This is a genomic window from Acinetobacter sp. CIP 102529, from assembly GCF_000368325.1.
GTDB classification, from domain to species: Bacteria; Pseudomonadota; Gammaproteobacteria; order Pseudomonadales; family Moraxellaceae; genus Acinetobacter; species Acinetobacter parvus.
The window spans coordinates 853034-864397 of record NZ_KB849355.1; the positions used below are offsets into that span (position 1 = coordinate 853034).

Annotated in this window: 11 protein-coding genes; 2 read left to right on the forward strand and 9 right to left on the reverse strand. The window is 42.1% G+C overall.

Translation table 11 applies throughout. The features are described from left to right. Positions 1–24: 24 nt before the first annotated feature. The 9 genes from F972_RS09340 to F972_RS09380 form a co-directional block, all read right to left on the reverse strand. On the reverse strand, positions 25–540 hold the full coding sequence (locus F972_RS09340) for a DinB family protein (RefSeq protein WP_004682708.1): 516 nt from the start codon (positions 538–540) through the stop codon (positions 25–27). 85 nt (positions 541–625) lie between these two features. Then, the gene (locus F972_RS09345) at positions 626–1561 is read right to left on the reverse strand and encodes an electron transfer flavoprotein subunit alpha/FixB family protein (RefSeq protein WP_004682709.1); all 936 of its coding nucleotides are present in this window, start codon (positions 1559–1561) and stop codon (positions 626–628) included. Positions 1562–1578: 17 nt separating this feature from the next. After that, positions 1579–2328, reverse strand: coding sequence for an electron transfer flavoprotein subunit beta/FixA family protein (locus F972_RS09350; RefSeq protein ID WP_004682710.1), 750 nt, complete (start codon positions 2326–2328; stop codon positions 1579–1581). A 428-nt stretch (positions 2329–2756) separates the two neighbouring features. Continuing rightward, the gene (gene xerA, locus F972_RS09355; protein WP_171062533.1) at positions 2757–3644 is read right to left on the reverse strand and encodes a site-specific tyrosine recombinase/integron integrase; all 888 of its coding nucleotides are present in this window, start codon (positions 3642–3644) and stop codon (positions 2757–2759) included. Between the two features lie 37 nt (positions 3645–3681). Beyond that, the gene (locus tag F972_RS09360) at positions 3682–4284 is read right to left on the reverse strand and encodes an alpha/beta fold hydrolase (RefSeq protein WP_004757616.1); all 603 of its coding nucleotides are present in this window, start codon (positions 4282–4284) and stop codon (positions 3682–3684) included. A gap of 75 nt (positions 4285–4359) precedes the next feature. Further along, positions 4360–5214 (reverse strand): diaminopimelate epimerase, encoded by an 855-nt coding sequence (gene dapF, locus F972_RS09365; RefSeq protein ID WP_004676767.1) that lies wholly within the window; start codon positions 5212–5214, stop codon positions 4360–4362. Between the two features lie 6 nt (positions 5215–5220). Then, entirely contained in the window at positions 5221–6471 is a 1251-nt protein-coding gene (gene lysA, locus F972_RS09370; protein ID WP_004769610.1) for a diaminopimelate decarboxylase, read from the reverse strand. A gap of 22 nt (positions 6472–6493) precedes the next feature. Then, entirely contained in the window at positions 6494–6706 is a 213-nt protein-coding gene (gene lptM, locus F972_RS09375; RefSeq protein ID WP_004682713.1) for an LPS translocon maturation chaperone LptM, read from the reverse strand. Positions 6707–6827: 121 nt separating this feature from the next. After that, positions 6828–8243, reverse strand: a complete 1416-nt coding sequence (locus tag F972_RS09380; RefSeq protein ID WP_004682714.1) for an amino acid permease — start codon at positions 8241–8243, stop codon at positions 6828–6830. Between the two features lie 282 nt (positions 8244–8525). Between F972_RS09380 and radA the strand changes: the two genes are divergently transcribed. After that, positions 8526–9914: a DNA repair protein RadA gene (gene radA, locus F972_RS09385; protein ID WP_004682715.1), complete on the forward strand. Its 1389-nt coding sequence runs from the start codon at positions 8526–8528 to the stop codon at positions 9912–9914. A gap of 104 nt (positions 9915–10018) precedes the next feature. Further along, positions 10019–11011: a Tim44 domain-containing protein gene (locus tag F972_RS09390; RefSeq protein ID WP_004682716.1), complete on the forward strand. Its 993-nt coding sequence runs from the start codon at positions 10019–10021 to the stop codon at positions 11009–11011. Positions 11012–11364: the final 353 nt, after the last annotated feature.

Sequence of the window (11364 nt, forward strand, 5' to 3'; positions counted from 1 at the left end):
AATCTTCAATCCAGTTTTTTAAAATCAGCGGTATAAATAGGCATATTCTCTTTGAAAGAAAATTAAGTCTAGCTCCAAGGACTTTGCTGTTAGCTCAAAGATCATGCTGTGCATTTGACCTCGATGATGCGTTTGATGGTTAAATAGGTGTGCCAATATCTCAATCAAAGGCTCAGTATAAATTTGACCTCGACGGACATAAGCAATGGTTTGATGGAATGAAACTTCATCATGTTCATGAATAAAATTTATCAGACTTTGATCATGTTCAATTCGAGCATTCTCTAATTGGGCGAGTTGATTATAAAGAATTTCATCCAAAGTATATGTTGATGCAACAACACCTTTGATACGCTCAAACCAAAGTATATCTCCTACCAACACATGATTTGCCGTTTGCATAAGGGATTTAAAATAAACTTTACAATCTTGATTTAATTGCTCCTCTGTTAAGCCGATGAGCGTAGAAAATAACTTTTGATTTGCCCACTGATTATAATGAGCCAGCATCAGAAAATAGGTCTTAAAAGTATAATTCATCGGTAATGCTCTCATTTATTTATTCTTATTTTTAACATAAAAAAACACCCCTTTCGGGGCGTTCTTCAACTTTATTCAGAGCGAATTAAAGTTTAGATACCAATTCAGGTACAACAGTGTTCAAGTCGCCCACTAACCAGTAGTCAGCAACGCTGTTGATTGGTGCTTCTTCGTCTTTGTTGATTGCAACAATAACTTTAGAATCTTTCATACCTGCCAAGTGCTGAATCGCACCAGAGATACCAACAGCAATATACAAGTCAGGTGCAACAATTTTACCTGTTTGACCTACTTGGAAGTCGTTTGGTACAAAGCCAGCATCTACAGCAGCACGTGAAGCACCTTGAGCAGCACCAAGCTTATCAGCTAATGGGTCAAGTACTTTATGGTAGTTTTCACCAGAACCTACACCACGACCACCAGAAACAACGATACGCGCAGCAGTTAATTCTGGGCGATCAAGTTTCACGATTTCTTCACTTACAAACTTAGAAATACCAGCATCTTTCACCTCAGCAACAGCTTCGACTACAGCAGAACCGCCTTCAGCAGCTACAGCATCAAATGCTGTACCACGAACTGTACCTACGATAATCGCTTCATCTGATTGAACAGTTGCAATCGCGTTACCAGCATAGATAGGACGCTTGAAAGTATTTGCAGATTCAACAGCAATGATGTCTGAAATCATGCTTACGTCAAGAAGTGCAGCAACACGTGGAAGAATGTTCTTACCAGTTGTTGTAGAAGCAGCTAATACGTATTTGTAACCGCCTTTTGCGATGTCAGCAACCAAGCTAGCAACGTTTTCAGCCAATTGGTTCGCATAAGCAGCATTGTCAGCAAGTAATACTTTGCTCACACCAGCAATTTTAGCAGCAGCATCAGCAACTGCTTGAGCGCCAGAACCAGCAACTAATACAGTAATATCACCACCGATTTTTTGAGCTGCCGCAACAACGTTTAAAGTTGCACCGTTAAGTGTCTGGTTGTTGTGATCAGCGATAACTAAAATACTCATGATTGTATCCTTCTGTATTAGATCACTTTCGCTTCGTTTTTCAATTTTTCTACAAGCTCGTCTACAGACTTCACTTGTACGCCAGCTTTACGTTCAGCAGGTGCTTCAACTTTAATTGTTTTAAGTTTAGTACCAGTTGCAACGCCATAATCAGCAGGAGACTTAATATCAAGCGGTTTTTTACGCGCTTTCATAATGTTTGGAAGAGCAGCATAACGTGGCTCATTCAGACGTAAGTCAGTTGTGATGATTGCAGGAAGTGCAAGCTCAACAGTTTGTAAACCGCCGTCGATTTCACGAGTAACTTGTACTTTACCACCGTCAACTTTAACTTCAGATGCAAAAGTACCTTGACCAGCACCAAGTAAAGCGCCAAGCATTTGACCTACCTGGTTAGAGTCATCATCAATTGCTTGTTTACCAAGAAGAATAAGTTCTGGTTTTTCAGCATCAACAACGCCTTTTAGAATTTTAGCAACTTCTAAAGCGCCAACTTCGTCAGCAGTTTCAACTAAAATACCACGGTCAGCACCTAAAGCCATTGCAGAACGGATTTGTTCTTGCGCGTCTTTAGAACCCACTGAAACAACAACGATTTCTGAAATCGTTCCTTTTTCTTTTAAGCGAACCGCTTCTTCCACTGCGATTTCACAGAATGGGTTGATTGACATCTTAACGTTGGTAAGGTCAACCCCACTATTGTCCGGCTTAACACGAACTTTAACGTTGGCATCAACCACACGTTTTACAGCGACAAGAGCCTTCATGTAATCCTCGGCTGTTCTAAGCAAGTAAATGTAGTGAAGAGCATTCTAACTCTTCGATCGAAACTTTTTAGGTGCTCTATCTTGCAATGTATTTGGCATTTCGGTCAAGTCACAATTTCCCATGTGGCTGTAAAAAAGATGAAATGCTCAGTTCACTAATTTAGAGCACTGAGAAATCAACTCAATTGAGCTATCCGCTCTTATCAATATTACATTTTGATTTTATTAATATTTTTATAAAATTCAACAAGCTAAAATAGATCTTGCAGACAAAAAGCAGATGTTCTGTAACTGATCATTTCGGGCAAATCCAAATACTCAGCACTTTTTGCAAAAAATGGGCAATAAAGTAAGAACATTGTTTAAGTGTGCTCTGTAAAATGAGTTGCCTATTTAACGTCCAATTTTGCAACATAATATATCAGGATTCAGCTTTTTTGTGCCCGAGGATGGCTTTTGTCATATACATTCATCAATTGCTCAAAGTCGAGATGGGTATAGATTTGGGTGGTGGATAAGTTACTATGACCCAACATTTCCTGAATTGCACGTAGATCGCCACTGGCAGAAAGCAGATGACTGGCAAAACAATGTCGTAATAAATGTGGATGCAAATCGACACTGATTCCTGCCCGTTGGGCCTGTAATTTGACCCGATTTTCAATCTGTCTTGGGGTCAGCGCGTTACCTTTCTGTGAAATAAACACGGCTGAATCTGCTACAAAACCACCCTGCCATATCCGATAGATTTTTAACCACTCAACCAGACTTTGTTTAGCTTTGGTTCCAAAAGGCACAATTCGGGTTTTATTGCCCTTACCTGTAATGCGTAATAATTGTCGATTAAAATCAATATCCTTGACAGTTAAACCCTGTAACTCGGCTAAACGTAGACCACTCGAATATAACAGCTCAAGCATCGCCCTATCCCTTAACCATAATTGCTGCTCAATTGGTTTTTCAGGTGCAGGCTGATCCAGAATCTGATTGATGGTTTCAATATCAATCATGCCTGGCAAGGGACGGGGTTGACGTTTTAACTTAAAATCTTCTGAGGGATTCTGCTGTAAATATTGTCCTTGCTCAGCCCATTTCATAAATTGGCGAATGGAGGTCAGGTGACGTTGCAGGCTACTGGAACTGAGTTGGTCGCATTCAACACGCTCGGCTAAATATTCTCGCAAGTCCGAAGCTTCAACATCATGTAGTTGTAATTGTTTATTTTCACAAAATTTAAAAAAATCAGTAAGATCACGTTGATAGGCCGTGATGGTATGTTCAGACTGATTTTGAATTGTCCGCTCTTTTAACCACATGGAAAGTAGTTGTAAAGCTGTCTGCACATTCAGCTCCCTAAAATTGCTTTATAAAAGCATTGATATAAATAGCAACTTCATCTGCATACTGTTCAGCAAAATCATGTTCTCCGTATTGAATCACATAAAGTTCAGATTTCTTAAAGATATGTTGTAAATGTTGTCCCACAGCAACAGGGCTAATCAGGTCCTGATCTCCCCACAATAATAAAACCTGTTGTTGAATATCTGCCAATTCGGCTTCATAGTCTACCTTTGCTGTGATAAACCAATCAGGATATTGCAAATATTCTTGCTGATACGCCTGTCGCCAATCCTGAACTTGAAACAGGTCTAAATTGATACCTCCCGAAGTTGCCATCAGAACCAAGCCTTTGACCAAATCCGTTTTTTTTAATGTGGCTGCGATGGCAAAAATACCACCCATTGATTGAGCAATTAAAATCGAGGGTTGTTGAATCTGTGCAACCACATAATCGGTTAAATCATCAAAACTATTTATATCTGGATGTGCAACCACACCATGAAAACCTGGATAGGCAATGACCTGTTTGGTATAGCTCTTAGGCAATTGTGCGATCAAAGGATTCCAGAATTGGGTATTACCTGATGCGCCTGGAAAGAAAACCAAGTTATTCATTGTTATCCTTTGAAATTATAATTTTATTTTAAAAAATAAACACCCTGCAACTCAGGGTGTTTAGTTATCATAATTTTAGCCTTGAAAATATCTTAAATCCAGACGCGCATCATAGACATGCGTGGTTGGACCTGTCATCCAGACCACATCACCCTCACGCCAGGCAATATGTAGCTTACCGCCTGCAAGCTGAACCTCAACCTCATTGGCAAGCAAGCCACGGCGCATACCACTGACCGCAGCCGCGCAAGCCCCTGTACCACAGGCCAAGGTCTCACCCACACCACGTTCATATACACGCAAACGGATATGCTTTTCATCAATGATTTGCATAAAACCCGCATTTACACGTGCAGGAAAACGTGCGTGTGATTCTACTTGTGGGCCGATACGCTCAACATCAGCAGTTAATACATCAGGTACAATAGTCACCGCATGTGGGTTGCCCATATTCACCACATCAATATTGATGCTTTTATTATCTGCAAGTTCCAGTTGATATAAGCCCTCAGCATCTTCATGTTCCTGAGTAATAAATGGGATTTCTTCAGGAAGAAATTTTGGCGGTCCCATATTGACCCGAACCCAACCATTTGCACCTAACTCTGGCTCAACAATCCCAGCCTTGGTCTGCACACGAATTTTGGTTTTGGTGGTCAATTGACGCTCATGCACAAAACGGGCGAAGCAACGTACCCCATTACCACACTGTTCCACCTCTGAACCATCAGCATTAAAAATTCGATATTTAAAATCAACATCTGGAAAATCAGGTGGCTCAACAATCAGCAGTTGATCAAAACCCACGCCAAAATGACGATCTGCCAAACGCTGAATAGTAACCGCATCTAAATAAGCGCGCTGCGTGATCAGGTCAACAACCATAAAATCATTGCCCAGACCATGCATTTTGGTAAATTCTAAATACATCTTAATTTACTCCTTAGGCAACAAACACTCTTTTTCCCAAAGTGATTCTATGCTTTCACGCTCACGAATTACATAGGCCTGATCACCATTGACCATGACTTCGGCAGCGCGACCACGGGTATTGTAGTTTGAACTCATGACAAAACCGTAGGCACCTGCGCCCAATACAGCGAGAACATCATTTTCCTGCAATGCCAAATCACGCTCTTTACCGAGAAAATCGCCAGTTTCACAGATTGCACCAACCAGGTCCCAGGTTTTGACTTCAACATCAGGATTTGGATTGACTGACTGAATATCCATCCATGCTTCATATAAAGCGGGGCGAATTAAGTCATTCATCGCTGCATCAATGATGGCAAAGTTACGGTGATTGGTTGGTTTAAGTAAATCCACCCTGGTGAGTAATACACCTGCATTGGCAGAAATACTACGCCCTGGCTCCATATAGACTTTTAAGCCCAATTTTTCCAAAGCTGGACGCATCGCATTGGCATATTCCTCAACGCTTGGTGGTGTTTCATCTTTATAACAAACCCCCAAACCACCACCAATATCAATATGTTTGAGGTTGATACCCAAGCCTTTCAACTGCTCAATCATGACAATGACCCGATCCAGCGCATCAACAAATGGTTTGGTCTCAGTCAATTGCGAACCGATGTGGCAGTCAATCCCGACAATCTCCAGATTCGGCAGTGAAGCTGCATATTGATAGGTCTCATTCACTGTATCACTTGGAATACCAAACTTGTTTTCCTTTAAGCCTGTTGAAATATAAGGATGGGTTTTCGCATCCACATCTGGATTAACACGTAAGGAAATTGGGGCTTTTTTACCAAGTTTCGCCGCTACTTTCTGGATACGATCCAGCTCGGCATGCGACTCCACATTAAAACAGGCAATACCTACGGTCAAAGCTTTTTCAATATCCGCTTCGGATTTACCTAAACCAGAGAACACAATTTTTGCTGGATCTCCACCAGCCGCAAGCACACGCGCTAATTCTCCACCCGTCACAATATCAAAACCAGCACCTAATTTTGCCAGAACATTCAACACTGCAATATTTGAGTTTGACTTCACTGCAAAACAGATTTGATGATCAATAAAATCAAAGGCACGGTGCATATCCAGATAATGCTTCTCAAAAGTTGCTTTCGAATAAACATATAAAGGCGTGCCGAATTGCTGTGCGAGCTGGTCCAATGAACATTGCTCAGCGTGCAATACCCCATTAATGCGAGTGAAACTCATGAAGATGTCCTTATTTACAAACTTAAGGTGAGGTGATCTGTGATTGTGTTGCCTGACTTTCAGTATTTACATTAGATGAAGCCTTGGCCTGAGCGGCTTCATTTTTATACAGCAGGTATGTTGCGCGTTTGTCATGGTTTGGGTCCGATGGCAATTGCAACGCCCCTGACTGACCACATGCCGTGAGTAGCATACTGCTCAATAATAAACTGATGGAACAAATGACTTTAAGCATCTGAGCACCTAACTTTTACAATTCGGAGCAGTATAGCGTGATCATTAGATTGGCTAAAGCCTAAAACCATAAAAAACGCCAGCGTTTCGCTGACGTTTTTAGAAAAAGATTCTGCTATTTGCTAGTTTTTCTTTTTATAAAAGATATAACCAATTGCCAAAATAACGAACCAGATTGGGCTGACCTTTAACGATTCCAGCGTGGTTTCATCCAGCGCAAGGAAATAGATGGTTGCAAGGAAGAATAAAATCACCACCCAACAGGTAAACACGCCACCTGGGAGTTTAAAAGTTGATTGTGCATGCAGCTCAGGTCTATTTTTGCGGTAGTTGATATAACTCCACATAATGATAATCCACACACAGATAAACAGGATGGTTGATAAAGTGGTTGCTAGAGTAAATGCTGTCACTTCATCATTGGTTCCCGTCTGTACTTTATAAATGAACTGTACAAATGCACCAATAAAGATACAGATTGATGAGAAAACCAATGCTTTTGAAGGAACGGCAGATTTAGACAATTTACCAAATAATTTTGGTGCCTGTTGATCCGTTGATAAACCAAACAGCATACGGCTGGTTGAGAATACCCCACTGTTCATGGATGACATGACCGAGGACAGCACCACCAGATTCATGATAATTGCAGCAGAGGCAACACCTGCCTGTGAGAAGATATTCACGAATGGGCTGACTTTAGGGTTAATTTGATCCCACGGAGTAACACACATCACCACAAACAATGCCAATACATAGAAAATAATGATACGGATTGGAATTGAGTTAATTGCTTTAGGTAAGTTGCGCTTTGGGTCCTGTGTTTCAGCAGCAGTTGTACCAACCAGTTCCACCCCAACAAAGGCGAAGATGGCAATCTGGAATCCAGCCAGAAAACCATCCAGACCTTTCGGGAACATGCCACCATGCGTCCAGAGATTTGAGACACTTGCAACAGTACCTGATGTGCTAGTGAATCCAGTAAAAATCATCCATAGACCAACGACGATCAACACAATAATCGCGGTGATCTTGACCATTGCAAACCAGAATTCCATTTCACCAAACAGCTTCACAGTGACCAGATTCAGTCCAAGTACAAATAGAATTGCAACCGTACTGATCAGCAATCCACCCATTGGTGTAAAGGATTCCCCCCCATTGAAAAATTCCAGATAGTAGATAATGGCAGACAGATCGGCGATACCAATGGTGACCCAACACAACCAATAGGTCCAGCCCACAAAATAACCCGCCCAAGGACCAATTAAATCAGTGGATAAGTCAATAAAAGATTTATAATTCAGGTTGGATAACAACAGTTCGCCCAATGCACGCATGACGAAAAACACCATCACACCAATTAGGCCATAAATGAACAGAATGGATGGACCAGCCAAACTAATGGTTTTGCCCGATCCCATAAACAATCCTGTTCCAATTGCTCCACCAATTGCAATCAACTGTAAGTGTCGGTTGGACAAACTACGGTGCAGCCCTCCATTTTCACTGGATGGCTCAAGAAACTCATTTGACATTGTTATATTCAACTCTCAGTTTTTATGTCACAAAATTAGCTTAAAAACTTTAACAATAGAAAAAGTTTTTGCAGATTTTCTTCAGATTTTTAAAATTTCAGGTTTTTTAGTTGCTTTTTCACTCAATTTTCCTCTCCTTTATATTTAAACTGGCATTCCTTGTGCCTAGCAGTTTACGTGCCAAACTCAACTTTGGCGACTGTCTGTAGATAAAATTTGTATTTCGGATACGCTATTGCTACATTTTCAATAATTTTGATTGATCCATCACGTATCTTAAATATGAGCAAAGTTAAAACAGTTTATCGTTGTGAACAGTGTGGCGCTGATCACCCCAAGTGGGCAGGACAATGTTCAGAATGTGGTGAATGGAACAGCTTGACCGAGGTACGTTTAGAATCAACAATTTCCCATCGTGCCCGCCCCAAAATGGGGGGGTATGCAGGTCAGCTCGCCAACATCACCACACTGAATCAAATTTCAGTCTCACGTGAAACCCGCCTCTCTACAGGAATCAGTGAATTTGACCGTGTGCTCGGCGGTGGGCTGGTCACAGGTTCTGTGGTGCTGATTGGCGGTGATCCTGGTATTGGCAAATCGACCATTCTGCTCCAGACCGCAACACACATGGCAAGCAAGAAAAGCAATGCCTTATATGTCACAGGCGAAGAATCCCTTTCTCAAGTCGCACTACGCGCACAACGCCTTGATCTTCCCACAGATCAGCTTAAGGTAATGGCAGAAACCTGTGTGGAACGTATTTGTGAGGTTTTGGCACAGGAAAAGCCTGTCGTGGCAATTCTGGATTCAATTCAGACACTTTATACCGAAACCCTACAGTCGGCGCCTGGTGGCGTGTCACAAATTCGTGAATCTGCCGCCCTACTCACCCGTTTTGCCAAAAATAGTGGTACAGCATTGTTTATTGTAGGCCATGTCACCAAAGAGGGTTCACTTGCGGGGCCACGTGTTCTGGAACATATGGTCGATTGTGTCTTGTACTTTGAGGGACAATCTGACTCGCGTTACCGCATGATTCGGGCAGTAAAGAACCGTTTTGGTGCAGTCAATGAGCTGGGTGTGTTTGGCATGACCGATAAAGGCCTGCGTGAAGTCGCCAATCCATCCGCCATCTTTCTCAGTCGTTATGATGAAGCCATTCCTGGTTCAATTGTGATGATTAGCCGCGAAGGTACTCGTCCCCTGCTGGTTGAAGTACAGGCACTGGTGGATGATGCACATGGACAGCCAAGACGTGTGGCACTGGGTCTTGAGCAAAACCGTTTAAATATGCTACTTGCCGTAATGCATCGTCATGGCGGTGTGCAAACGTCTGGTCAGGATGTCTATGTTAATGTGGTCGGTGGTTTAAAAATTACCGAAACAGGTTCAGACCTTGCCGTGTTACTAGCCTGTGCCTCCAGCCTACGTGGTAAGGCCTTGCCACAACAATTGGCCGTTTTTGGTGAAGTGGGTTTGTCTGGCGAAATCCGTCCTGTTCCCAATGGACAGGAACGTTTAAAGGAAGCCGCCAAGCATGGTTTTAGATATGTGATTTTACCAAGGGCCAATGCACCACAAAAATCAGTTGACGGTGTTCAGATCATTGCTGTGGCACGTTTACATGAGGCCTTGACTGAGGCCATGCAACTGAGCGATGAATTAGGCTAGGCTAAAACAGGCTTTGACATAAAAAAACATACTTTTCTGGTTGAAATTACGCATAAATACCTGCATAAATACATTTACAAATTGGATTTAGATAGGAATTTTCGATGCAAGTACACCAGCGTGGCTTGATGACAGCTCTTTTAATGGCAACCTTGGTTGCTGCCCCACTTGCGGAAGCAAAGCGTGCAGGCGGTGGTAAAAGCCATGGGATGAGCCGTTCTAGCTCAACTAGTCAGTCTTATAACCAGTCTTACCAACAACCACGTCAAGCAGCGCCAGCACCTCAGCAAACCGCACCTCAACGATCAGGTCCTGGTGTAGGTTCAATGGTTGCTGCTGGTGTGGCAGGTGCTGCTGTAGGTGCTGTTGCTGCAAATGCGCTTGCTGATGATAAGAATCCAACTGCAACAGAACAACAAGCTGCTGAACAAGCTGCTGAACAAGCTCAACAAGAAGAAAAAGGTGGCATTCCTAGCTGGCTTTGGGTTCTTCTTGCAGCTGCTATCGCTTTCTTTGTGTTCCGTAAATTGGGCGCAAAAAAAAAATTAGCGGCGAATAATCCTTATGCACCAAACAATGGTGGTCAGAATAATTTTGGCCGCCAAACGCCACCTCAGGCCAATGCCCGCCAAACAGGCGACAATACCAATATTTTTGGTCAATCCGTTGCTGGTGGTGCAGCAACTCAAGCGCCATTTGGTGGTGCTTCAATGAGTAATGGCAATCAGCTTCCTGATGGTACTGAACCTGCTGCATTCCTGCGTGTTGCACGTCAGCGTTTCAACCACATTCAATCTATCAATAGTGCAAGTAATGTTGAAGAAATTCGTCGTTATTTAACACCTGAGCTTTTTAATTCAATGTATCAGGACATCATGGCCAATCAGGATCAGGATGTTGCTGAATTTAGTAACCTGAATGCAATGGTGGCAGACACTGCAACTGAAAATGGTCAATATGTTGTCAGCGTGCGTTTTACAGGTACAGTCAGTGAAGATTTAAACAGCCTGCCTCAACCATTTACTGAAATCTGGCATTTTGTTAAACCTGCTGGTTCACAACAGGATTGGGTTGTTGCCGGTATTCAACAAGCTTAATTTAATCGAAAATCATGTAATACATGCAAAGAGCTGTTTCGACAGCTCTTTTTTTGTCGATTTTTTAGAGATCGAAATAAAAAAAGCCACTCTTTTTTGGAGAATGGCGGAGTGTAAACTCTAATTTCGATTGTCTATATTTTTAAATAGATTTAAACAGACCGTTAAGTAAACTGTATATCTTAGTTATCTTAGCGGATAATCAAGAGTAAAAATATTCCTCGTTTGGGGAATGAAACTATTTTTGTAATAGGTTCAAGTAAATCTTCTTAGCTTATTCAGGCATTCAGGCATTCAGGCATTCAGGCATTCAGGCATTCAGGCATTCAGGCATTCAGGCATTCAGGCATTCA

Bases quoted from the DNA above. Each gene is read 5' to 3' on its own strand.
- F972_RS09360 (WP_004757616.1), bottom strand. From the start codon at position 4,284: ATGAATAACTTGGTTTTCTTTCCAGGCGCATCAGGTAATACCCAATTC.
- F972_RS09345 (WP_004682709.1), bottom strand. From the start codon at position 1,561: ATGAGTATTTTAGTTATCGCTGATCACAACAACCAGACACTTAACGGT.
- F972_RS09380 (WP_004682714.1), bottom strand. From the start codon at position 8,243: ATGTCAAATGAGTTTCTTGAGCCATCCAGTGAAAATGGAGGGCTGCAC.
- F972_RS09340 (WP_004682708.1), bottom strand. From the start codon at position 540: ATGAATTATACTTTTAAGACCTATTTTCTGATGCTGGCTCATTATAAT.
- F972_RS09350 (WP_004682710.1), bottom strand. From the start codon at position 2,328: ATGAAGGCTCTTGTCGCTGTAAAACGTGTGGTTGATGCCAACGTTAAA.
- lptM (WP_004682713.1), bottom strand. From the start codon at position 6,706: ATGCTTAAAGTCATTTGTTCCATCAGTTTATTATTGAGCAGTATGCTA.
- xerA (WP_171062533.1), bottom strand. From the start codon at position 3,644: ATGTGGTTAAAAGAGCGGACAATTCAAAATCAGTCTGAACATACCATC.
- dapF (WP_004676767.1), bottom strand. From the start codon at position 5,214: ATGTATTTAGAATTTACCAAAATGCATGGTCTGGGCAATGATTTTATG.
- lysA (WP_004769610.1), bottom strand. From the start codon at position 6,471: ATGAGTTTCACTCGCATTAATGGGGTATTGCACGCTGAGCAATGTTCA.
- F972_RS09390 (WP_004682716.1), top strand. From the start codon at position 10,019: ATGCAAGTACACCAGCGTGGCTTGATGACAGCTCTTTTAATGGCAACC.
- radA (WP_004682715.1), top strand. From the start codon at position 8,526: ATGAGCAAAGTTAAAACAGTTTATCGTTGTGAACAGTGTGGCGCTGAT.